Annotated in this window: 20 protein-coding genes; 8 read left to right on the top strand and 12 right to left on the bottom strand. The window is 66.9% G+C overall.

Features of this window, described 5'->3' with window-relative positions:
- Window positions 1–92: 92 nt before the first annotated feature.
- On the top strand, window positions 93–1,232 hold the full coding sequence (locus AC3AP7_RS25730; RefSeq protein ID WP_487363122.1) for an HPP family protein: 1,140 nt from the start codon (window positions 93–95) through the stop codon (window positions 1,230–1,232).
- Between the two features lie 104 nt (window positions 1,233–1,336).
- Window positions 1,337–1,750 (top strand): MarR family winged helix-turn-helix transcriptional regulator, encoded by a 414-nt coding sequence (locus AC3AP7_RS25725; RefSeq protein WP_487363121.1) that lies wholly within the window; start codon window positions 1,337–1,339, stop codon window positions 1,748–1,750.
- A gap of 92 nt (window positions 1,751–1,842) precedes the next feature.
- On the opposite strand, the gene AC3AP7_RS25720 is transcribed toward AC3AP7_RS25725, so the two are convergent.
- Both AC3AP7_RS25720 and AC3AP7_RS25715 read right to left on the bottom strand, forming a co-directional pair.
- A complete protein-coding gene (locus tag AC3AP7_RS25720) occupies window positions 1,843–2,814 on the bottom strand; it encodes a pyridoxamine 5'-phosphate oxidase family protein (protein WP_487363120.1) in 972 nt (323 codons plus the stop codon).
- Between the two features lie 33 nt (window positions 2,815–2,847).
- Window positions 2,848–3,495 (bottom strand): glutathione S-transferase family protein, encoded by a 648-nt coding sequence (locus AC3AP7_RS25715; protein WP_487363119.1) that lies wholly within the window; start codon window positions 3,493–3,495, stop codon window positions 2,848–2,850.
- A 115-nt stretch (window positions 3,496–3,610) separates the two neighbouring features.
- On the opposite strand from AC3AP7_RS25715, the gene AC3AP7_RS25710 reads away from it, so the two are divergent.
- A complete protein-coding gene (locus AC3AP7_RS25710; protein WP_487363118.1) occupies window positions 3,611–4,513 on the top strand; it encodes a LysR family transcriptional regulator in 903 nt (300 codons plus the stop codon).
- Window positions 4,514–4,560: 47 nt separating this feature from the next.
- On the opposite strand, the gene surE is transcribed toward AC3AP7_RS25710, so the two are convergent.
- The 5 genes from surE to AC3AP7_RS25685 form a co-directional block, all read right to left on the bottom strand.
- Entirely contained in the window at window positions 4,561–5,349 is a 789-nt protein-coding gene (gene surE, locus AC3AP7_RS25705; protein WP_487363117.1) for a 5'/3'-nucleotidase SurE, read from the bottom strand.
- A gap of 326 nt (window positions 5,350–5,675) precedes the next feature.
- A complete protein-coding gene (locus AC3AP7_RS25700; protein WP_487365018.1) occupies window positions 5,676–5,954 on the bottom strand; it encodes a hypothetical protein in 279 nt (92 codons plus the stop codon).
- Window positions 5,955–6,259: 305 nt separating this feature from the next.
- Entirely contained in the window at window positions 6,260–6,496 is a 237-nt protein-coding gene (locus AC3AP7_RS25695; protein WP_487363116.1) for a hypothetical protein, read from the bottom strand.
- Window positions 6,497–6,952: 456 nt separating this feature from the next.
- Window positions 6,953–7,291, bottom strand: a complete 339-nt coding sequence (locus AC3AP7_RS25690; protein WP_487363115.1) for a hypothetical protein — start codon at window positions 7,289–7,291, stop codon at window positions 6,953–6,955.
- Between the two features lie 240 nt (window positions 7,292–7,531).
- Window positions 7,532–8,542: a DUF2891 domain-containing protein gene (locus AC3AP7_RS25685; protein WP_487363114.1), complete on the bottom strand. Its 1,011-nt coding sequence runs from the start codon at window positions 8,540–8,542 to the stop codon at window positions 7,532–7,534.
- Between the two features lie 278 nt (window positions 8,543–8,820).
- On the opposite strand from AC3AP7_RS25685, the gene speB reads away from it, so the two are divergent.
- Window positions 8,821–9,786 carry an agmatinase gene (gene speB, locus AC3AP7_RS25680; RefSeq protein WP_487363113.1) on the top strand — a complete coding sequence of 322 codons (966 nt, stop codon included), beginning with the start codon at window positions 8,821–8,823 and terminating at the stop codon, window positions 9,784–9,786.
- 40 nt (window positions 9,787–9,826) lie between these two features.
- Here the strand turns inward: speB and AC3AP7_RS25675 are convergent, their stop codons facing one another.
- Window positions 9,827–10,795, bottom strand: a complete 969-nt coding sequence (locus AC3AP7_RS25675; protein WP_487363112.1) for a LysR family transcriptional regulator — start codon at window positions 10,793–10,795, stop codon at window positions 9,827–9,829.
- A gap of 140 nt (window positions 10,796–10,935) precedes the next feature.
- Between AC3AP7_RS25675 and AC3AP7_RS25670 the strand changes: the two genes are divergently transcribed.
- Window positions 10,936–13,221, top strand: a complete 2,286-nt coding sequence (locus AC3AP7_RS25670) for an NADP-dependent malic enzyme (RefSeq protein ID WP_487363111.1) — start codon at window positions 10,936–10,938, stop codon at window positions 13,219–13,221.
- A 291-nt stretch (window positions 13,222–13,512) separates the two neighbouring features.
- On the opposite strand, the gene AC3AP7_RS25665 is transcribed toward AC3AP7_RS25670, so the two are convergent.
- From AC3AP7_RS25665 to AC3AP7_RS25650, 4 genes are all read right to left on the bottom strand, one after another.
- Window positions 13,513–13,995, bottom strand: coding sequence for a DUF3331 domain-containing protein (locus AC3AP7_RS25665; RefSeq protein WP_487363110.1), 483 nt, complete (start codon window positions 13,993–13,995; stop codon window positions 13,513–13,515).
- Between the two features lie 854 nt (window positions 13,996–14,849).
- Window positions 14,850–16,190, bottom strand: coding sequence for a DUF3100 domain-containing protein (locus AC3AP7_RS25660; RefSeq protein ID WP_487363109.1), 1,341 nt, complete (start codon window positions 16,188–16,190; stop codon window positions 14,850–14,852).
- 86 nt (window positions 16,191–16,276) lie between these two features.
- Window positions 16,277–17,788 carry an aldehyde dehydrogenase family protein gene (locus AC3AP7_RS25655; protein WP_487363108.1) on the bottom strand — a complete coding sequence of 504 codons (1,512 nt, stop codon included), beginning with the start codon at window positions 17,786–17,788 and terminating at the stop codon, window positions 16,277–16,279.
- 12 nt (window positions 17,789–17,800) lie between these two features.
- Window positions 17,801–18,670 (bottom strand): NAD(P)-dependent oxidoreductase, encoded by an 870-nt coding sequence (locus AC3AP7_RS25650; RefSeq protein ID WP_488324878.1) that lies wholly within the window; start codon window positions 18,668–18,670, stop codon window positions 17,801–17,803.
- Window positions 18,671–18,805: 135 nt separating this feature from the next.
- Here AC3AP7_RS25650 and AC3AP7_RS25645 point away from each other — a divergent pair, with 135 nt between their 5' ends.
- The 3 genes from AC3AP7_RS25645 to AC3AP7_RS25635 all read left to right on the top strand — a co-directional run bounded on the left by AC3AP7_RS25645 (window position 18,806) and on the right by AC3AP7_RS25635 (window position 23,105).
- On the top strand, window positions 18,806–19,714 hold the full coding sequence (locus AC3AP7_RS25645; RefSeq protein WP_487363106.1) for a LysR family transcriptional regulator: 909 nt from the start codon (window positions 18,806–18,808) through the stop codon (window positions 19,712–19,714).
- Window positions 19,715–20,379: 665 nt separating this feature from the next.
- Window positions 20,380–21,552 (top strand): 4-hydroxybenzoate 3-monooxygenase, encoded by a 1,173-nt coding sequence (locus tag AC3AP7_RS25640; protein WP_487363105.1) that lies wholly within the window; start codon window positions 20,380–20,382, stop codon window positions 21,550–21,552.
- A 509-nt stretch (window positions 21,553–22,061) separates the two neighbouring features.
- Window positions 22,062–23,105 carry a porin gene (locus AC3AP7_RS25635; RefSeq protein ID WP_487363104.1) on the top strand — a complete coding sequence of 348 codons (1,044 nt, stop codon included), beginning with the start codon at window positions 22,062–22,064 and terminating at the stop codon, window positions 23,103–23,105.
- The last annotated feature ends 9 nt before the right edge of the window (window positions 23,106–23,114 follow it).

Genomic DNA, 23,114 nt, shown 5'->3' with positions numbered 1-23,114 from the left:
ATGACCGCTCGTTCCTTCGTTCCGCGGCGGTGTGGCCTTATGGTGGGGTCCCGTCGCACGTTGCGACCACCATTTCGCCTGCAGGGTATGCCGTGTCCCGTTCCGCCGCCGCACGCTGGTTTGCCAGTTTTCTCCCGTCCGCTATGGCGGTGCGTTGGCCCGAGCGGGTGCGCTGCGGTATCGGCGCGCTGGTGGGAATCGCGATCACCGGCCTGTCAATGCGCATCGGGCTCGGCAGCGGCAGTCCGATCCCCTTTCTGATTGCGCCGATGGGGGCGTCCGCGGTGCTGCTGTTCGCGGTGCCGGCGAGCCCGCTTGCGCAGCCGTGGTCGATCATCGGCGGCAACCTGGTGTCCGCCATCGTGGGCGTCGCGTGTGCCAGCGAGATTGCCGATCCGGTCGCCGCTGCGGCGCTGGCCGTGGGGCTTGCGATTTGCGTCATGTTTGCGCTGCGCTGCGTGCACCCGCCGTCGGGCGCGGTCGCGCTGACCGCGGTGCTGGGCGGCCCGGCAATCCATGCGCTCGGCTTTCGTTTCGTACTCGAACCGGTGGCGGTGCAATCGTTCGTGCTGCTCGGCTCGGCGCTCGCGTATCACGCGCTGACCGGGCACCGCTACCCGCACGTGGCGCGTCCCGCGCAGCCGTCGCGGCAGGGTGTCACGCAGGCCGACGTCGAGGCGGCGCTCAGGCGTCGCGGCGAATGGCTTGACGTGGCGCCGGACGATCTTGCTTCGCTGGTGCGCGAGGTCGAGTTGCGTGCTTACGCACGCTCGATTCACGAGCTGACCTGTGCGGACATCATGTCGTCGCCGGTGCTGAGCGTGTCGCCCGACACGGAGGCGCCGGGCGTGCTGCGTGTGCTGGAGCGTCATCGCATCAAGGCGGTGCCGGTCGTCGACGCGCAGCGGCAGGTCGTCGGCATTGTCACGCGCACCGATCTGGCGGGCACGCCCGGCATCGCCGGCACGACAGGCCTCGCCGCCTGGCTGCGGCGCGGGCGCAGCCGGTCCGCCGCGGCCGCGCCGGCGGTCGGCGATCTGATGCAGGCGCGGGTGCGCACCGTCGGCGCGGCCATGCCGGTCGTCGAACTGTTGCCGCTGTTCGCGGAAGACGGTCACCATCACATCCCGGTGCTCGACGCGGGCGATCGCGTGGCGGGTATGATCACACCCGCGGACCTGATTGCCGGGCTGCACCGCGTCACGAGCAGCGGCCTGAAACAGGCCGCGTGAGCGTGCACCAGGCGACTTGCGCCGCTGTCCACAAGCGGTTTCACGGAAAACCATCACGTTATGATATATTCGGACATCTAATGTAACATGAACGGATGACCGTGATGAAAAAGCCCGCGCGCAGCCTCGCCAAGACAGACTTCGAGCAACTTTCGGAGTTTCGCTACCAGATGCGGCGGTTCGAGCGCTTTTCGGAGCGCGCGGCGCAGAGCGAGGGCATCACGCCGCTGCAGTATTTGCTGCTGCTGCATATCAAGGGCTATCCCGGCCGGGCGTGGGCCACCATCGGCGAGCTGGCCGAGCGTCTGCAGGCCCAGCATCACGGCGTGGTCGCGCTGGTGTCGCGTTGCGAGGCGCTGGAGCTGGTCAGGCGCAAGGTCAGCGAGGTGGACCGCCGCCAGGTCGAGGTGCATCTGCTGCCGGCCGGCGAACGGCTGCTGGTGCGCCTCGCGGCGATGCACCGCACCGAGCTGAAATCGCTAAAGGGCGCCTTTAACGTGCCCCAGATCGATGGGTAACGTGTCACGGATTCTTCGCCGACACCCGCGATGTCCCGGCATTGCCGCCCTCGCGGCGAGCGCACGGCGGCGTGCCGCACACCGTTGTGTCGTCAACCTTCCGCGTGGACCAGTTGCGGCGCATATTCCCGCGCCGACCAGCGGAGCGGCAGTGCGTGCCGGCTGCGTCTTGCCTCGGTAATCCGCAGACGCATCAGCCGCTCGGCGCCCGGGTGCGCGCGCAGTTCCGGGCCGTCCCAGACGATCTGCGCCTGCGCTGCGACAAACAGCAGGTCGCCCGTTGCGAAATCGACGAACAGCAACCCGGCGCGCGAGTCCTCCAACAGATTGCCGATCGTATTGAAGTAGCCGTTGCCGTTGAAATCGGGCACCGTCAACGTGCGCTCGTCGTCGATTCGCACAAAGCCGGCTCTGCCGCCGCGATGCGAGACGTCGACGCCTCGCCCGGGCCCCGCATCGGGGGCGCTGTTGGCCGTCGCGATGAAAAGCGTGTCCGCTGTCGCGATCAGCGCGCGATCCTCGGCGCTCAGCCGTGTCGACATGTCGACGGCCGGCGCGGCCGCCCGTTCCGCGGGGTCGTATGCGGGCGTGCGTGCCTGGATATACCGCGGACAGTTGCCGAAGCTCTGACGGATGTCGACCGTGAGCACGCTGCCCTGTCGCGCCGAAATCACGCCGTTGGCACGATTGCGCCGTCGCGTGGCCGGTTGAATGCCCAGCACACCGAGCAGTGCACCCGCACGCCAGTGATGCGTCAACGGGTCGCCTGCCACTTCGGCGCCGGTAATGCGCAGCGTGCGCGGATCCGGTGACGACACGAAACCCGGCTCGCCGGTGCGCAGCGTCGCCCACGGCTGGCCCGCCGGATCAAGGCCGCCGAGCACGATGAACGGTTGGGCCGCGAAGAATGTCCGGTGCTGCTCGGGCATCGCATCGCGAATCGCGCGCTGTGCGGCTTGCGCGTAAGCGTCGGGCACACCGGCGCGGGCCTGCGCGGCGCGCTCGCCGGCATGAAACCGCGACGCACGCGCGTCAGGTTGCGCTACGGATAGCGAGGTTGGCATGGCAGGCTCCATCGGTTTATCTGCCGGATTCATTCAGTTATCCTGTGCAACATCGCATTCTTCGCTGCGCGGCATCGGCACGAAGCCGGGCAGCGCCTCGACGCGCGCGAGCCACGCGCGCAGATGCGGATAGGGTGCCAGCGAAATGCCGCCTTCCGGCGCATGCGCGATATACGCGTAGGCAGCGACATCGGCGATCGTCGGCGCCGCGCCGGTTGCGAAGCGTCGATCGGCCAGTTCGGCGTCGAGCACCGCAAACAGGTCGGTCGCGATGCGCTGCGCGGCGGCGAGGTCGCGGGGCGCATCGAACAGCTTGACCAGCCGCGCCGTGCACGGACCGTAGGCGATCTTGCCGGCCGCCAGCGACAGCCAGCGCTGCACCGCTGCCGCTCCGGCCGGGTCTTGCGGCAGCCAGCCAGGATTGCCGTAGCGGCGGGCCAGGTAGACGAGGATCGCGTTCGAATCGCTGATCACGAGGTCGCCATCCTCGATCACCGGCACTTCGCCGAACGCATTGCGCGCGAGAAATGCGGGCTGCCGGTTTTCGCGCGCTTTCATGTCGAGTTCGATCGTCGTGAACGGCAGTCCGAGCAGCGTCAGGAACAGCTTCACGCGATGACCGTGGCCGGACAGGCGCGCGGTGTACAGACGAATGGGTTGGGCAGGGTGGGGCGACCGCATCACAGCTCCTGAAATCGTGCGCTCGTGTCGCACATGCCGCCAGCTTAGGGCGCGCCACCGCACGCGGGAAGAGGGATAATCCGTATTACTCTTTCCTCTTTGAGTGGACAATCCGATGGCAGGCGCAAGCGACGTGAACCTGAACCGGCTCGCGGTATTCGTCGCGGTGATCGAGGCCGGCTCGCTGACCGCGGCGGCCGACCGGCTCGGCATCGCCAAGACGATGGTCAGCACGCACATGCAGCGGCTGGAGGCCGAAGTCGGCGCGAGCCTGCTGGTGCGCACGACGCGCCGCGTCAGCGTGACCGAGGCGGGCAGGCAGTTCTACGAAGCGAGCCGGCAGATTCTCGCCGCCGCCGAAGCCGCGCTGCAGGCGCTCGACCAGCGCGGCGCGCTGCACGGCACGCTGCGCATCGCGACGCCGGTCGATTACGGCGCGCTGATCGTCACACCGGTGCTGGTCGGCCTGCGCAGGCAGCATCCGGATCTGCATATCGAACTGGTATCGGGCGACCGTCGCGTGGATCTGGTGGCGGAAGGCATCGACGTCGCGATCCGGCTCGGGCGTCTGGCCGATTCCGGGCATCGTGCGGTGAAGATCGGCACCTACGAGCGCTGGCTGGTCGCGAGCCCCGAATGCGTGGCCGCGCACGCGATGCCGAAGGCGCCCGCGGACCTCGCGGCGTGGCCGTATATCGGCATGGCGGTGTTGCCGAAGCCGCTCGACGTCCCGCTCGAACGCGCGCGCGGCCGCAGGCAGACAATCCGCTTTGCCGCCGGCTTTCTCGCCGATACCGCGCCCGCCTGCCGCGCGGCGGCGCTCGCGGGCGGCGGTGTCGCCGCGCTGACCGATTTCTCGGTTCGCGACGACGTTGCCGCCGGCCGGCTCGTGCGTCTGCTGCCGCAATGGGCGGCGCCGACGGCCGGCATTCACGCGCTGTTGCCGCCCGCGCGGTATACGGCGCCGAAGGTGCGCGCGCTCATCGACGCGCTCAAGGCGCAGGTCGACGCCGCGTAGCCGGCGCGGCGCGCGTCACGCCGCCGGCCGCGACCCGGCCCGCTGCGCTATCGAGCGGCTTGCAGTCCGGCGACGAGCGTTTGCCGCGCGCGCGTGTCGGTGCGGTCGAACGCGAGCGGCGTGACCGCGATGCGCGCCGACGCGACGACCGCGGTCTCGCTGTCGGGCGGATTCGCGCGCGGGCCGCGCTGAAAGCGCAGCCAGTGATAGGCCATGCCGCGCGGATCGACGTGCGGTTCGACCTCGATGCCTTCGACGAGCCCCGGGCCCTGGGTCGTCACCGTCAGCGGGCCGGCCTCGGCGGCATCGACATCGGGGAAGTTCACGTTCAGACAAACGGGCGTGTCGTGCTCGATCGCCAGCAGCCGGCGGATCACGTCCGGCGCGAGTGCGCGCGCGGTGGCCCAGCGCACGTTGTCGCGATCGCGGAAGGTCTGGCTGAGCGCGATCGACGGCAGACCGAGCAGCAGGCCGGTCATCGCCGCGCCGACCGTGCCGGAGAACATCGTTTCGACGCCCAGGTTGCCGCCGCGGTTGATCCCCGAGAGCACCAGCGCGGGCGGCGTCTCGCGCATCAGGTGGCGTACCGCCATCACGACGCAGTCGCCCGGCGTGCCGCTCACGCCGAAGCGCCGCGCGTCCTGGCGGCTCACGCGCAGCGGCGAATGCAGGCTGATCGAGTGGGACGTGCCGCTCTGGTCATGCTCGGGCGCGACGATCCAGACTTCATCGGCCAGCTCGGCGGCGACGGCTTCGAGCACGGCGAGCCCGGGGGCGTCGATGCCGTCGTCATTGGTCAGCAGCACACGGGGGACTTTGCGAAACGGGGCGGGCATTGCGGGCGCACTCCTCGAAGAAGGGGACACCCATTATCTGCCGATGCCAGGGGTGTGGGCGCAGCCGGTTGAACTGCGCGGTTCGGGCGGACGGGATAGTCCGGACGGCCCGGGCAGCCGGGTCGGCCTGTGGGCAGTCGCGGCAGTCCGGGGCTGCGGCGGTTACGGCGGTTACGGCAGTTACGGCGGTTACGGCAGTCCGGACAGCTGTGGCAGTCCAGGCAGTAGCGGCAGTAGCGGCAATCCACGTAGTCCAGGCAGTAGCGGCAGTCCAGGCGGCTGCGGCGGGCCTGGGACGCGGGGCCGGACTCGCGTGGGCGTGCCGGCTAGTCCATTGCCGGCGACGCGTCATCGCCGCCGGCGGGTTTTGCCGCGCCTTCGAGAAAGCGCCGCGTTGCCGCGAACGACTGCAGCATCGGGTCGGGCCAGGGCGTCTGCAACATCACCGCGTGATGGTTCTCGAAGGCGCTCGTCAGCAGCGACGACAGCGCCGGCGAGCGCAGATGCCGCAGCAGCACGCTCACCGCGATGGCGGTGGCCTGGTTGGCGCCGGCGGTCTGCAGCTCGGACGTGGTGAGGGCGGCGAGTTGTTGAGTGAAGTCCATGGCGTTCGTCGGAAAAGAGGAGTGGGGAGCGGGCGGGCGCATCGCGCGGCTGTCGGCGGCACCGGCGCGGCATTGCGCGGGGCGTGCCGGAAAGGTCAACGGCCACTGGACGTGGCCGTTTTCGGGCGAATCGGCTTCGGCCACGACACGCAAGCGGGAGGCCGGACGTCGGCGCGTCGCGCCGGAGCAGGCGCCGCTCATGATAGCGCGCGGCCCGGCGGACCGCCAACCGCGCGGCGAGCGCCTCGCAGCCGGCCGACACCGCCGCGGCCACCGCGCGCGGTGCGTGGTGCGTGAGCAGCGCGCTATCCGTGGCGCACGCGAGGTTCGTCGACGAGCGTCCGATCGAGCGCGTCGAGTTGCAGCAACAGCGCATCGATCGACGTCAACTGCGTTTTGGTCACGTGATGGAGATCGAGCAGCGCATGCAGGCGTCTGCGCCAGTATTCGGGAGGGAGGATGGGGCCGCCGAGATCGCCGCAGAGTGACGGCTTCATGACGAGCGCGAGATGCGCGATCTCCTGGTCGATCAACGTCAACATGGCGAGCCCCGTGATGATGCGGTAAAAATGACTGATTGCGTTCGACGAATCGTTTTTTTGTATGAATATAAATGTAGGTCAAATTTGCGCGATGGCAAGCCCGGCGCACCTTTGCAGCCAGCCTCCCGTCGCCCGTCAAGGAAAACCATAATGGCGTTCGGGCACAGATGCATTAGGCTGTAACAAAGGTAACTAAATGTTGCCGACTAAGCATACCAATACCATACCAATACATACGGGGATGAATCATACGGGGCCGCGCCGGAGTTTCGGCGTCACTGATCGAGCGTGGCAGGTAAAAGCCGCGCCTATGACATGGCCGCAGCGTTGCTGCGGCCATATTTTTTTGCGTGGCCGGCCATGGGCGCAAATGCCTGCCGGCGCATTGCAGCACGGAGCCGCCGCGATGCTTTTGCGCGGCCCCGGTTCCGGCACAATCCGGCAGGTCGCGCGGGCCTAGCGGCTCCAGTTGCCTCCGCCTCCGCCGTGTCCACCGCCGCCGCCATGCGCACCCCCGTGCCCTCCACCATGCCAGCCACCGTGTCCGCCGCCGTGCCATCCGCCGTGGCCGCCACCGTGCCATCCGCCATGCGGCCAGTAGCCGTGATGAAAATAGCAGCAGCCCCCGCCGCCGCCCCAGATACCGATTGACGAGTAACCCGGGTAATAGTCGTAGCCGTAGCCGCCGTAGTCGGGATAGTAGGTCTGGCCGTAGTCCCCATAGCCGTAGCCCGGACCGATCGCACAGCCGCCGAGCACCACCGTTGCCGCGAGTGCGGCGATAACGCGAAGCATGTTTGTCTCCCTCGATATATATAGCTAAGAAAGACGCGTGCCAGGCAAGTTCCGGGCGGCGCGGTGCGTGGCAGGCCCGGCGCGGGCCCGTCCGGTGCGTTGCGCACCGCCGCTCGCCTCGCCGGCCGGCGCAGACTTCGGCAGACCACGGCAGACCGCGACAGACTGCGACAGACCACGGCAGACCACGGCAGACCACGGCAGTGCGCCCGCGATAGCGCGATCCGCGCCGGCGACGTATCAGGCTTCGAGCGCGAGGGTCGCGAAGGTGGCGAGCCAGTGCTCGCCCATATAGTCGCCCGCGACGTGCGGCAGCGCGCTCGCGAGGTGCCGCTCGGCCGCGTCGTTCAGCAGCGTGCGGCGCCGGTCGTCGGCCGGCAACGCGCGGGCTAGCGCGCGCTGGCACCACGCGCGGCTCAGGTTCAGGCCGTCGAGGTGCGCGAGCTTGCCGTCGCTGCGATCGGTAACGGTGACCGGCTCGAACAGCGTCTCCGGATGCCGCGCGCCGAGGCCCGGCAGGAACAGGTTGAACCATTCGACGAACTGCGCGGCCGGCAGCACGCGCCGCATCAGTTCGGCTTCCATCAGCGACGGCGAGAGGAACTCGTCGCCGGCCGGCTCCCAGGCCTGGCACGCGACGTCGTCCAGATACCAGCGATGCGCGGTGCGGATCACCAGCGACTCGAGCGCCGTGTGGCCGGTCTGCCGCGCGAAGTCGAGCGTCAGCGCCAGCGCGAACGCCATGTTGAAATGCGTGCCGACCCGCAGCGGGTACGTCGCCTTCGGCAGGAACGACTCGAAGCGCTCGACGAAAGTCGCGGTCAGCGGCGCGAGCACGACGCCCCAGCGCGCCGCGGGCGAGATCTTCAGCGCATGGATCTGGGCGGACAGCGCGAGCAGCCATGCCCAGCCATAGGGGCGCTCGAAGCCGCGATTGTGCGGCAGGTCGAGATAAGCGCGTTCGCCGGCGACGTTGGCCTCGGTGAAATGCGCGTCGACCTGCGCGACGATGCGCGCCGCCTCCGGGAGGTCCGGAAAGCGCTCCAGCAGATGCAGGATCAGCCAGTAGCCGTGCACGCACGAGTGCCAGTCGTAGCTGCCGTAGAAGATCGGATGCAGCTCGCGCGGCCCCTTGACGTCCTGCGGGCCCGCAAGGGCATGGGTCAGCTTGTTCGGATATTCGCGCGTCAGATGGGCGAGCGCCAGGCTGGCGAACTTCGACGCAACGGCGGGAGTGAGTTGCAAGGTCATGATGGTTCTTCGAAGGCGGATCGGAAACGCGGGACGCAGCGTGTGCCGACGGGATCGCGGACGCGACGGGCACCGCCGCATGGCGGATAGTGTATGCCGACTGCGTGTCGCGATGTACTGTATTGAAACGCCGCGGGGCAGGCATGGCGCTGCGCTGAGGCGATGCGCGCCGAAGCCACTAGAATAGGCGGCGCGTGCGGCCCCGTGCGGCGCGGCGCCGGGCGCCGGGCGCCGCGTGCCAGCGCCGCGCATGACCTTCCGATGCGAGCCCGACCTTCATGACCGAACTGCTGCGCGGCGACGGCGCCATCCGTCGCACCTCCCTGTATGGCACGTCGATCGAAAACACCTATGCAGGGGTGCTTTCGTTCATGCGCCGCCGCTACACGCGCGATCTCGCGGGCGTGGACGTCGCGATCTCGGGCATTCCGCTCGATCTCGCGACGACCTTTCGTCCGGGCGCGCGGCTCGGCCCCGCGGCGATCCGCGCCGCAAGCGTGCAGCTTGCCGAACTGCGTCCTTATCCGTGGGGTTTCGATCCGTTCGACGATCTCGCGGTGGCCGATTATGGCGACTGCTATTTCGACGCGCACAACCCGGTCACGATCAAGCCGTCGATCGTCGCGCACGCGCGCACGATCCTGCAGGCAGGCGCGAAGATGCTGACGCTCGGCGGCGATCACTACATCAGCTATCCGCTGCTCGTCGCGCACGCGGAACAGTACGGCAAGCCGCTGTCGCTCGTGCATTTCGACGCGCATTGCGACACGTGGGCCGACGACCATCCCGACAGCCTGAATCACGGCTCGATGTTCTACAAGGCCGTGAAGGAAGGCCTGATCGATCCGCGCAGCTCGGTGCAGATCGGCATCCGCACATGGAACGACGACTTCATGGGGATCGACGTCATCGATGCCCCCTGGGTGCACGAGCACGGCGCGCGTGCGAGCGTCGAGCGGATCCTGTCGATCGTCGGCGAGCGGCCCGCGTATCTGACCTTCGACATCGACTGCCTCGATCCGGCGTTTGCGCCCGGCACCGGCACGCCGGTCGCGGGCGGACTGTCGTCGGCGCAGGCGCTGGCGATCGTGCGCGGCCTCGGCGGGCTGAACCTGATCGGCGCGGACGTGGTCGAGGTCGCGCCCGCCTATGACCAGAGCGAGATCACCGCGCTGGCGGCCGCGCATCTCGCGTGCGATCTGCTGTGCCTGTGGCGCCAGCGCAAGGTCGCCGGCGCGCGCTGAGCGCACGCGCCGCGCATGCGGCTCCCGCCGCGCGCACCGTTCAGGCCTGGCGCGACTGGCCGGCCCGCGCGTACTGGCTGCGCAGCGACTGCGCGAACGCGTGGTGAATCTCGCGCGGCACGCCCGCGCGCGTGAACACGGCGACCGGCGGCAAGGTCCAGTCGAGCGTGAGCGGCACGATCGACACGCCGGCAATATGCACGAGCTCTTCCGCGATATCGGCCGGCACGATCGACACCGCGTTTTCGTTGGCGACGATCATTTCGCCGATCAGCCGCGGCGACGCGGTTTCGAGCACCGGGAAAGGCGGCGTGACGCCCGCGTGCAGAAACAGGTCGGCGATCTGCTCGCGCATCGGCGTCTGCGGCAGGCCGAGCACCCAGTCGAGTTCGCGCAGCCTCGCGAGGCCCGGCTGGCTGCGCGCGAGCCGCGCGGCGAGCCGGCGGCTCGCGATCAGGCGCGGCTTCTGCGGGTGAATCACCTCGAAGCGCAACTGGTCGAGATCGACCGCGGCCGCCGCGCGCGCGATCACGATGTCGAGCGTGTGGTCGCGCAGCCTCGCCATCAGCGTATCGCTGCTGTCTTCGTGGATCGTCATCGTGAGGCGCTGGCCGATCCGGGTCTGCATGAGCTGGATCGCGGCCGCGAGCGTGCGGCCCGACACGAACGGGATCACGCCGATCGCAAGCCGCGTCGCGTGCCCGGCCGCGAGGGCCTCGATGTCGCGCGCGAGGTAATCGAGGTCGTGCAGCATGGCCTCGGCGCGCGCGAGCACCGCGTTGCCGAGCGCGGTGGGCGTCATGCCGCGCGGCGAGCGCTCGAACAGCGCGCCGCCGAACATGCTCTCCAGCTCGGCGAGCGCATTCGTGACGGCGGGCTGGCTGCTCGCCACCTGCTCGGCGACGCGCGTGAGCGAGCCGTGCTGGCGAATCTGCAGCAGCAACTGCAGGTGGCGCATCTTCAGCCGAGCTTTCAATCGCCTTGTGACTTCGTCGGGACTGGACGACACGATGCGCGGGTTCCGGGGGTATCAGCAAAAAATAATGCCCCCATACTAAATCAAAATAGACCGCGAACGCCCGCTGCCTAGAATCTGCGCATCGATGGCTGCCGGGATGGGCCCGGCCCAATAACCAGAGAGCGAGACAGATGAACAAGACCGATCGTCAGGCAGCGCTGGAGTATCACGAGTTTCCGACGCCGGGCAAGATCTCGGTGACGGCGAGCAAGCCCCTCGTCACGCAGCGCGACCTCGCGCTCGCGTACACGCCGGGCGTCGCGGTGGCGTGCGAGGAAATCGCCGCCGATCCGGGCCAGGCGGTGCGCTTCACGAGCCGCGGCAATCTCGTCGGCGTGATCACCAACGGCTCCGCGGTGCTCGGCCTCGGCAACATCGGCGCGCTCGCATCGAAGCCGGTGATGGAAGGCAAGGCGGTGCTGTTCAAGAAGTTTGCCGGCATCGACGTGTTCGACATCGAAATCACCGAGAGCGACCCGGACAAACTCGTCGAGATCATCGCAAGCCTCGAGGCGACGTTCGGCGGCATCAATCTCGAAGACATCAAGGCGCCCGAATGCTTCGTCGTCGAGCGCAAGCTGCGCGAACGGATGAAGATTCCGGTCTTTCACGACGACCAGCACGGCACGGCGATCACGGTGTCGGCTGCGTTCATCAACGGCCTGAAAGTGGTCGGCAAGGACATCTCGAAGGTCAAGGTGGTGACCTCGGGCGCGGGCGCCGCGGCGCTCGCCTGTCTCGACCTGATGATCGATCTCGGCTTGCCGCGCGAAAACATCTGGGTGACCGACATCGAAGGCGTCGTCTACCAGGGCCGCACCGCGCTGATGGATCCGGACAAGGCGAGCTTCGCGCAGGAAACGTCGGCACGCACGCTTGCCGACGTGATCGAGGGCGCCGACGTGTTCCTCGGCCTGTCCGCCGGCGGCGTGCTGAAGCCGGAGATGCTGAAGTCGATGGCGCCGCGTCCGCTCGTGCTCGCGCTCGCGAACCCGACGCCGGAGATTTTCCCGGAAGTGGCGCGCGAGGCGCGCGACGACGTCGTGATGGCGACCGGCCGCTCGGATTATCCGAACCAGGTCAACAACGTGCTGTGCTTTCCGTACATCTTCCGCGGCGCGCTCGACGTCGGCGCGACGACGATCACGCGCCGCATGGAGATTGCCGCGGTGCACGCGATCGCCGGCCTCGCGCAGGAAGAACCGAACGACTCGGTCGCCGCGGCTTACGGTGCGTACGATCTGTCGTTCGGGCCGCAGTACCTGATTCCGAAGCCGTTCGATTCGCGGCTGATCGTGCGCATTGCGCCAGCGGTCGCGAAGGCGGCGATCGAAGACGGCGTCGCGACCCGGCCGATCACCGATTTCGAAGCGTACACGGACCAGCTCCAGCAGTTCGTCTACCACTCGGGCGCGTTCATGAAGCCGCTCTTCGCGGCCGCCAAGCAGTTCGTGCGCGAAGGCGGCAAGTCGCGCATCGTCTTCACCGAGGGCGAGGACGAGCGCGTGCTGCGTGCGGTGCAGGTGATCGTCGACGAAAAGCTCGCGCGGCCGATTCTGGTCGGCCGTCCCGAGGTGCTGCTCTCGCGCATCGAGAAGTTCGGCCTGCGCCTGCGTCTCGGCGAGGACGTCGAGGTGACGAACCCCGAATACGACGAGCGTTTTCATCAATACTGGACCACGTACTGGGAGCTGCGCTGCCGCGACGGCATCACGAAGGAGATGGCGCGCGTCGAGATGCGCCGCCGGCTCACGCTGATCGGCGCGATGATGGTGCGCCTCGGCGACGCGGACGGGATGGTGTGCGGGACGGTCGGCGCGTATCACGATCACCTGCGTTTCGTCGACGAAGTGATCGGCAAGCGTGCCGGTGCGCGCACCTATGCGGCAATGAACATCCTGCTGCTCGACCGGCAGACGCTCGCGCTCGTCGACACGCACGTGAACGACGATCCGAGCGCCGAGCAGATTGCCGACTTCACGATCGCCGCCGCTGCGCAGATGGCCTGGCTGAACCTGTCGCCGAAGGTCGCGCTGCTGTCGCGCTCGAACTTCGGTTCGGGCAGCTCGGCATCGGGCCGCAAGATGCGCGAAGTGCTCGAACGCGTGACGGCGCTCGCGCCGGAGCTCGAAATCGACGGCGAGATGCACGGCGACTGCGCGCTCGACGAAGGGCTGCGCCAGCGTCTGCTGCCGAACTCGCGGCTCAAGGGCGCGGCGAACCTGCTGGTGTGCCCGAACGTCGACGCGGGCAACATTGCCTATAACCTGCTGAAGACGGGCGCGGGCAGCAATGTCGCGGTCGGGCCGTTCCTGCTCGGCGTGAATGCGCCTGTCAATATCCTGACGTCGAGCTCGACGGTGCGCCGGATCATCAACATGACGGCACTCACGGTGCTGCAGGCGAATCGCGACTGAGTTCGCGGCGGGCCGCTTCCGGGCTGCTTCCAGGCCGCTTCCGGGCCGCCTGCGCGCGGGCACCGGGCCCGTGAGCGGCGCCGGTGCCCGGTACCGCGTGCGTCATGGCGTGCCGCGCGGGTTTGCCGCGCGGCATGCCGTCCCGGCGCCGCATGGTTGCGCGTGCAACCGAAGGGGAACGTCGCCGGCCGGCGTGCTTTGCCGCTTTCGAACTTTGGCGTATTCGCAGCCGGCCTGTGCGTCGCGCCGCCGCGGCAGTTCGAGCGCCGCGTGCCGGCGCACCCGGCCGCTCTATTCCAGCGCTTCGAGCGCTTCGGCGAGCACCATCTGCGAGCCGTTGGCGGGCCGTACCGCCGTGCGGCCCGCCGGGCCGTAGACCGCGTCGCCGCGCACGATCGCCGCGCCGGTGATCGCGCATACGCCCTGCGAGCGCGCAATGCGGCGAATCCACAGCTGTTCCGAATAGTTTGCCGCCGTCGCATCGCGCCACGTGATCGACACGGATTTCGCGCTGAAGCGCTCGACGAACTTCACGACCGTGCTGTGCGACGGCGCCGCGGGCGGCCGCGCCCGCGTCGCGGCGGTCGCGCGGCCGCCGGAGCAGCTCGCGCTGGCGCCCTTGTCGCAGCGTTTGCGCCGCACGACGGTCGGCCGGTCGACGACGCGCGCGCCCGGCGCGCTGCTCACGACGAGTTGCGAGATCACCGTGGACCAGGGGTCGACGGGCCGGCTTGTCGCGCCGGCGAGGTTCGAAGAGGGTGTGGCTCCGTTCACGTGGAATCCCTGATTGGGCACCCGCCTTGCGGGCGCAATGGCGTTGGACGGCTGACTGCGGCGCGTCGGCGAACACGCGGTCCGCCATGCCGTCGCGGGGAAGGGGCGGGCGCGCGCCGACCCGATGCCCGGCGCGCGCTGCAGAGGGTTAAAGCCTCCTGGAGGGATGATGATATCCAGCGCATTGCGCCAGATAAATCCTCGCGGATTGAACACTTCGTTTAGATTCCGCCAACAATCGATGGGCAAGCAGGGGCGGGGCGCGTGCCGATGCGGCCGTAATGGGGAATGGTTGGGGATTCGCGTCTCAATGTCGACCGACCGCTCCTTGCCGACCATGGGCCGACAGCGTTACCCGGCAAGCAGGAACCGGCAACCGTCAACCCGGATATCGGTTGCTGCGTCCGGTTTTCGCGGGGAACGGCCGGGGGGGCAGGAAAGTCGACCCGCGCAAGCGGCGCATGGATGCTGGCCCCCGGCGGGGGGGCGATGACGCGACTGGGCGTTTCGGAGGATGTGATACGCGGGCGATCGATCGCCACGACTGGCCGCCGCGTGCCTGTTACCCGCGCCTCATTTGAAGCGACGAGCCAGTCGTATCGACGATCTTGAACCCAAAACGTTGATAAAGGGTTATCGCCCGGTTTCCTTTCAAAACGCTCAGCTTGACAGGTACGCCAGCGTCGTCTGCCTGTCGTAGATTTGCATGATGGTCCATCCATCTGCGTCGGCACTCGCGCGTTGCTCAATGCCTGAACCGATGAGCGACCGCGAGCCCGCATAACACGTTCGAGGCGTCAGGGCGGAAACAGGCGACTCGTCCTGCGCCAGTGGAATGGACAGCCGGAGGACCGTCAGACGTGGAACAACTGGGCGATGACCGCCGCGCCCAGAAACGTCCCCGCATTGGCCACGAACGACACCAGCACGATGCGCCAGCCAAGCCGGCGAAACGCCGGAATATCCTTCGCAATCGAAAGCCCTGCAAAGGTCAGCATGGGTGTGGTGACGCCAAGGAAGTCGTTGACCGAACTGATCTGCGCGATCTGCGCGCCCCACGGACACCATGGCGAGGTCAGAAACATGGCGACGATCGATACCCAGCACACCGCTGGAATCTTTCGCCGCGTGACTTGCGCCAGGGCATCGCCCACGAGGGCCGCCAGCATCATGATCAGCATGCCGGGCAAACCCCGCATCGGCGTGGTGCCGTGCGTGATCCAGTCGGCGACGAGCGCCATGACTGCAGTGGCGCCCCACGCGAGGAGCTTGCCGCCGTAGCCGAGGTCAGGCACGTCGGTCTTCACGTCGCCGAGTGTCGGGGGGGATGCGACGGCATCGCTTGCGGCGGATGCGTTCGTTTTGCGTCCGATGAGCGGTTCCAGCACGCGATAGCCGACCAGCGCCATCGGCAATGAAATGAACAGGGTGAAATAGGTACCGACGGTCGTCGTGATCAGATTGCTGGCCGCGGCGAACGTGAGCACCGCTTTCGCAGTTTCCGGGTCCTGTTGCGCCGCGATCGCGCCCGATGCCGCCGCCATCATGCTGCCCGAACCGACGCCGGCACCCATCGCCAGTGCAAGCGGATGAAAGATATGCAGACTCGCGACGAAGCCTGCAAAGAGTGCGATGAACACCGCGCCAAACACCGTACCCGTCAGGTATTCGGCGAGCACGCCCCGTCCTTCTGCGGAATCCATGCCGTACTTCTCGCCGATGATGGCAAGACTCGGTTCGCGGCCCACCGAAAACGTCGCACCGATCGCCTCGCGCTTGATGCCGAGCAGCAGCGCCAGAGGCAGGCCTAGCAGAATCGTCCCGACGAAATGCCCGAGCTCCTGGAACGCCAGTGCCCAGCCAGCCGCCGCGAGTTTCGGCAACGCGCTGCCGACCATCAAGCCCAGCTTCGATACGAACAGCAGCAACGCGGGTTGCAGAATCGCCGCCGCATGGAACTGGCTGCGCACGTCGAGGCGCGCACTGCTCGTCCATCGCCCGGAGACGGCGCCGAGCGCCGCGCCCAGCAACAGCGCCCAGATCATCGGCAAGAGGACGACTTTCCCCGGTCCGATCCTGAAGGTAAACGAACCGATGAACTCCGCGATCAGGAGGATGACCGCCGCATAAAAAAAGAGCTTTGCGGTTCTCAAGGTTCCGCCCTCATCGCGTCCCGCGCTCAGCGTGCTTTCCATTCTCTGCTCCTTCATGTCTGGCTCTGTTGTGCGCCGTGCCGCTCTCGTGTGGCGGGTGTGCGGCACGGATACGCGTGCTCAAGACGTCATAGATAACCGAAGGTCGTCGCAGGCGCTTTCGCGGTTTCGACCCATACGCTTTTGGTCTGCGTGTATTCGTGCAGCGCTTCGACGCCGCTCGAACGGCCATAACCGCTCAGGCCATAACCGCCAAACGGCGACGCCACGTTGATGGTCTTGTAGCCGTTGATCCAGAACGTGCCCGCGTCGACCTGCGCGGCCACCCGATGCGAACGCGCCACGTCGTTGGTCCACACCGCGCCTGCCAGACCGAACTCCGTGTCGTTGGCAATGGCGATCGCTTCTTCTTCCGTGTCGAACGGAATCGCGGCCACCACCGGCCCAAAGATTTCCGTGCGCGCCACAGCCATTTCATTCGATACGCCCGCCAGCACCGTCGGCGGCACGAAGTAGCCTGCCTCCGAGCGCTCGGCCGTCCCCGCCGCAAGCGTCGCGCCGGATGCGATGCCGCTCTCGATCATCGACATCACATGGTCGTACTGCTTGCGGTTGTTGATCGGGCCGACTTCGGTCGACTCGTCGAGCGGTGCGCCGACCTTGAGCTTCTTCGCGCCCGCCGCGACCATCTCGACGAATTCGTCGTACACCGAGCGCTGCACCAGCAGGCGCGATCCCGCGACGCAGCTTTGCCCCGCCCCCGCGAAGATCGCGGCTTGCGCGGTGAGCGCGGCGCGCTTCAGGTCGGCGTCGCCGAAGATGATGTTGGCCGACTTGCCGCCCAATTCGAGCACGCACGGCAGCACGCGCTTCGCCGCGCTTTCCGCGATGCGCGCGCCCGTCGCCGGCGAACCGACGAACACGACCTTCTTCACCGCCTTGTTGGCAATCGCTGCTTGCGCAACCGTTTGACCGAGACCCGCGAGCACGTTGATCAAGCCCTTCGGCGCGCCGCCGCGTTCGGCGAGCAGGCCCACCGCGAGCGACGTGAACGGCGTGAGTTCGGAGGGCTTGAGCAGGACCGCGTTGCCCATCGAAATGGCGGGAGCGACCTGCCATCCACATGTGAAGACCGGCGCGTTCCAGGGGGTGATCTGCAACACCGTGCCAGCAGGCTCGCGGCGCGTGTAGTTCAGATGCGAGGTCGGCACCGGAATGACTTCGCCATAGAACTTGTCGGCCCAGCCGCCGTAGTATTCGAACATCTCGGCGACTTTCGCCACTTCGCCGCGGCAATCGCGGATGGGCTTGCCGGAGCCAAGCGATTCCAGCCGCGCGATGTGCTCCGCTTCCTTGCGGATCTCGCGTGCGATCTCGAACATGACGCGGCCGCGTGCTGCATGCGTGAACGCCCACCATTGCTTCTGCGCACGTTCCGCGGCTGCCGCCGCCTGCACGACCACCGCCTCTGCACCGTCCTTGTATGCGAGGCCCGGCTTGCCGGTCGCTGCGTCGTAAAGCTGAATGGATTCGCCCGTGCCTTCCATCAGTTCACCGCCGACATACGAGCCGATGGTTCTCGCGTTGGGGAAGAAATGTGCAAAGGCCGCCAGAAGCTGTTCTGCTGCGTTGTATTCCATGGGTCGTATCCTCTACTTCGATTCGGTGAACTGGACGATGCGATTGAAGTCTTCCGCATCGTCGATACTCGCTTCGCTGGCGGCCCACAGCCGTCCCGACTCCTTTGCGATGGGGGCGCTCGCGTTCACGCTATCGAGCAGGGCCATGGCGAGGCGCACGTCCTTGCGCATGAGTTTCATCGTGAAGCCCGAATCGAACCTGCCGTTGAAGATCCACGTGGGGTAATTGGTGAGCGTCGCGCTGTTGCGGCCTGAGCCGCCGTTGAGCGCCTCCACGAGCTTTTCCGCAGCGACGCCGCTGGCTTGCGCCGCGCGAACCGCTTCGCTCGCTGCAAGCAGATGAATGCCGGTCAGCATGTTGTTGATGATCTTGGTCACATGCCCCGCGCCAACGGGGCCCACATGCACCCGCTTCGCGCTGATGATCGAGAGAACGGGTTCAACGGCCTCGACATCGGAAGCCGAGCCGCCCAGCACCATCGTCATGGTCGCCGTGGCTGCACCTTTCGGACCGCCGCTCACCGGGCCGTCGACGAAACCCACCCTGCGTTGCGCGAGCGCGGCCGCCACTTTCCTCGTACTGTCGGGATCGGCCGTCGTCGTATCGACGACGATCAGGCCCGGCTTCGCGCTTTCGGCTACGCCGCCCTGGCCGAGCACCACTTCTTCGACGATGGCCGAGGTCGGCAGCGACAGGATCAGCACGTCGACTTCGCGCGTGACGGCCGCGATGGATGCGCACGCTTGCACGCCTTGCGCCTGCAACGCTTCGGCCGCGCCCGGCGCCGCGTCATAACCCAGCACGCGATAGCCGCCGCGTCGGGCCGACAGCGCCATGCCTGCCCCCATGTTCCCCAGACCGATCACCCCTACTGCTTTCATTGCACGTGCTCCCGTTCGTGTTGGCATGGCCGCGGACGGCGCCCATGCCTGTTTCCTGCCGCCATATTCACGTGAAGGAGACGTACAATCAATCAACGCCAATATTGATATCGTTCTAAATTTTAGAACATTGCCATGACCGATAACCTGACCGATAGCCGCATCGTCTATTTCTTCGAAGCTGTCCGCTGCGGCACCATCCGCGCGGCCGCCGACTTTCTGAACGTCGCGCCATCGGCGGTGAGTCGGCAGATCGGCCTTCTGGAAAAGGAGCTGGACGCGACGCTGATCGAGCGGCACGCGCGCGGCGTCACGCCCACCGCGGCGGGGCAGTACGTCATCGAATATTTCCGCGAGCAGCTCGCTCACCGGGACGATCTGCTGTCGCGCCTGCAGGAGCTTCGCGGTTTGAGGACAGGGCAGGTGAATATCGTTCTGGGCGAAGGGTTCGTCTCCGACCTGCTGTCGGGACCGATGCAAACCTTCTGCCAGCAGTACTCCGGCATCAAGGTCAATCTCGAACTCGGCGGCACCAACGACGTGATTCGCAAGATATCCGAGGACGAAGGCGAGATCGGCCTCGTCTATAACCCGCCGCAGGAGCCGAAGCTCGTGTCGCGCGCGATCAAGCGTCAACCGATGATGGCGGTCGTCGGCCCCGGCTTTGTGTGGAACGAACGTCGCCCGATGAGCGTGCAGGAGCTGTCCCGGTATCCGCTCGCGGTCACACACGCTTCGTACGGTACCCGGCAGATGCTGCAGGCGGTCGAATACGCGGAGAAGCTGCGGCTGGACCCGGTGGTGACGACCAACTCCATCGCCATCCTCAAGCAGTTCGTCAAGTCGGGGCTTGGCATCACGGTCTTGCCCGCTTTCGCGGTGACGACTGAAATCGAAGCCGGCGAGCTGTCTGTCCTCGATATCAATCATCCCATTCTCGCGGATGCCGAAGCTCATCTTGTCACCCGTGCGGGGCGCCGTCTGTCTGTCGCATCGAACAAGATGCTGCAGATGATGACGGCGCAAATGCGCGCGTTCAAATAGGAGATCCGCTCCGAATGTCTGTTCACGATTCGCCATTTCGCGTGTAGCGGCTGTGCAAGCGGTCGTCTGGGCGAGGGCGGGGCGCGCCCGTGCAAGGGCCGGGCTCAGGCGTTGCCGGCGCGCGCCGGGCTGGACGCGCCCCGAACGATCGCTAACCGGCGCCGCAAACTTCAGCCCGCACGCGTGGCGCGGCCCGGCTCAGAATGCGAGCCGACGCGGCGCACGGCATCCTCGACCACGACTTCACCGATCCGGAGGCAAGCTGGACGGTACCGGCGCGCGTCGTCGCGACTCTGCGCGGTGCCAGGCGCATTCGCTCCATGTCACCCGCGATGGGTCAAGACTCGGGGCGCATCAGGACATCTGCGGACTCGTTTCGCGAGGCTGCGCGCCACCGGGGTAGTTGCTGCGGCATTGCTGGCCGCCGGCAATCCCGAAGAGGGCGGGGCGCACGTTGCGGCAGGCACGTTGCGGCAGATATGGCGGATAAAACACGCCCCCCCACCGCGCATATGCCCAGCCGCCGCTACCGCGATCCGCCGCGGGCGTCGCACCGGCGCATTATTCATTTTCAAGATAGTGTTTATCCATCGTATCGTGTTGCGCGATACATCCACCTGTCGGCACACTGCGCGCATCGAACAACCTGCCCTCAGGAGACATTCATGCGCACCCAAGTCGGTATCATCGGCGCCGGGCCTGCCGGCCTGCTGCTGTCCCATCTGTTGCATCTGCAAGGAATCGAGTCGGTCGTGCTGGAAACGCGCAGCCGCGAGCAGATCGAATCGACGATCCGCGCGGGGGTGCTCGAACAGGGCACGATGGACCTGCTGACCGAGTCCGGCGTGGGTGAGCGCATGCAGGCCGAGGGCGCGCTGCATCATGGCTTCGAACTCGCGTTCGAAGGCGAGCGCCGGCGCATCGATCTGACCGGGCTGACCGGCCACTCGATCCGCGTTTACGCGCAGCACGAAGTGATCAAGGACCTGGTGGCGGCGCGCGTCGCGGCCGGCGCACAGTTGCTGTTCAACGTGGCTGATACGTCGATTCACGGCATCGACAGCGAGCGGCCCGCGGTCTGCTTCCAGCACGACGGCGCCGCGCACGAACTGCAGTGCGATTTCGTGATCGGCTGCGACGGCTCGCAAGGGGTATCGCGCAAAGCGATTCCCGCAGCGCTGCGCAAGGACTATGAACGCGTTTACCCGTTCGGTTGGTTCGGAATCCTGTGCGAAGCGCCGCCGTCGTCGGATGAGCTGATCTATGCGCGGCACGAGCGCGGCTTCGCGCTGGTGAGCACGCGCTCGCCGAACGTGCAGCGCATGTATTTCCAGTGCGACCCGCACGATTCGGCCGGAAACTGGTCGGATGACCGGATCTGGGCGGAACTGCACGCGCGCGTCGATTCGGCCGACGGCCGGCACGTGACGGAGGGCCGCATCTTCCAGAAGAATATTGTCGCGCTACGCAGTTTCGTCTCGTCGACGATGCAGCACGGCCGGCTGTTTCTCGCCGGCGACGCAGCGCATATCGTCCCGCCGACCGGCGCGAAGGGCATGAACCTCGCGGTTGCCGACGTGCGCGTGCTGAATGTCGCGCTGCGCGCGTTCTACCGGGAAAGCCGCACGGATCTGCTCGACGCGTACACGGCGACGGCGCTGCGGCGCGTCTGGCGCGCGGAATATTTTTCGTGGTGGATGACGCGGCTGATGCACCGTCTGGACGACGCGTCGCCCTTCGAGCAGCGGTTGCAGGTCGCGGAACTGGAGCACGTGACGACTTCGCGCGCAGCGGCGACCGCGCTCGCCGAGAATTACGTCGGAGTGGCTGCAGTCTGAGCGGCCGCTCGGACCGCACCCCAAGCCGGCGCTGTGCCGCCGGACGCCGTTGTTTTCGCTTCACCGCCTGGCGGCGCGGTAGCGGGCGAGGACCGCATCCGGCCGCGCCCGCAGGCCGCTTCCACGGCGTGGCGCGCGCGGTCCTCGTACCGTTTTCGCGCCACCCTCGTACCTTCCTCGCGCGTCGGTCGCCCGATACAGGCGTCTTTCAGGCGACGCCAGAACGCTCCCTGGGTTCGCTATGACGCGGCCACTCGCTGCATTCGCCTGATTCACGCCTTCAAGCCCGTCGGACGGGGGAATTGCCGTCGCGCGGGCGATTCCTCATTCCCGGGACGTCCAGAATTTTCCTTGACATCGGAAATTTGGCTAGAGACGGTATACAAAATATAAAATTCTAGTGATGGGGGGTGACATGGGCGGATCGGCCGAGCCGGCCGGTTGATCGTCTGCGCAGATGGATTTGTCGTGGTCTATAGGAAGTACTACTAATTGAAAGGGGTTAATCAATGAAGTTTGAAGTCCGGAAAGCGATGTGGCTCTTTGCGGCAGGCGGCCTGCTTGCCAGCGCCGCAGTCAGGGCGCAATCCAGCGTCGACCTCTATGGTGTGGTCGATGCGTGGGCAGGCGCGCAGAGGGCGCTCGGCGGCAAGACTGCCGGAACGCTCGGCAGCGGTGGAATGACATCGCCCTACTGGGGCGTGCGCGGCAGCGAGGATCTGGGGGGCGGCAACTATGCGATCTTCGAACTCGAGAGCTACTTCAAGACCAACACGGGCGCGTACGGCCGGTTTGCAGGCGATACGTTCTTTTCCCGGAATGCGTGGGTAGGCCTGCGCGGCAACTGGGGGAGCGTGGTGGCGGGGCAGATCGCGCCGCCGCTGTATTTTTCGACAATCCAGTTCAATCCGTTCAACAACTCGTTCACCTTCTCGCCGATCGTGCTTCAGACGTACGAGGGCAAGCAGGGTCAGCAGGGCGTCGCCGATGGCGGCGAATGGTCCAACAGCGTGCTCTATACGGCGCCCGATGTCGACGGCATGAGCGGCAGGGCGATGTACGCATTCGGCAACGACCCCGGTCATCCGGGCGAAGACAAGTGGAGCGGCCAGTTCAGCTACAGCAACGGCAAACTCGCTGCGACAGCCGTGTGGGAGCAGATCCGGTTCGACACGACACCGGGTGACCTGTCCGGCGTGATTCCGGGCATGAGCACGCAGTCGGCCGCATCGATGAACGTGAGTTACGACGCTGGCTTCATCAAGGGTTATGCGCAGTATCTGCACGTGTGGGATTCGGTGGCGAGCGGCAATGTCGGAATCAACACCGGCCAGCTCGGCTTCTCGATTCCGCTGGGCACCGGCCGCATCCTCGCCTCGGACGCGTTTTCCCGCAGCAATGGTTCGGACAGCATGACCCGGAACACGTGGGCGCTCGGGTACGACTATCCGTTGTCGAAGCGTACTGACGTCTATGCGGCTGTGCTGGATGACCACGCTACTCGCCTGTCGTCCGGCTATACGGTCGGCGGCGGCATTCGGACGGCCTTCTAGGTCCGCTGC

The sequence above is a fragment of the Paraburkholderia sp. PAMB 6770 genome (assembly GCF_057748135.1).
The sequence above is the reverse complement of the archived record's forward strand: the minus strand, read 5'-3'. Positions and strand labels throughout refer to the sequence as shown.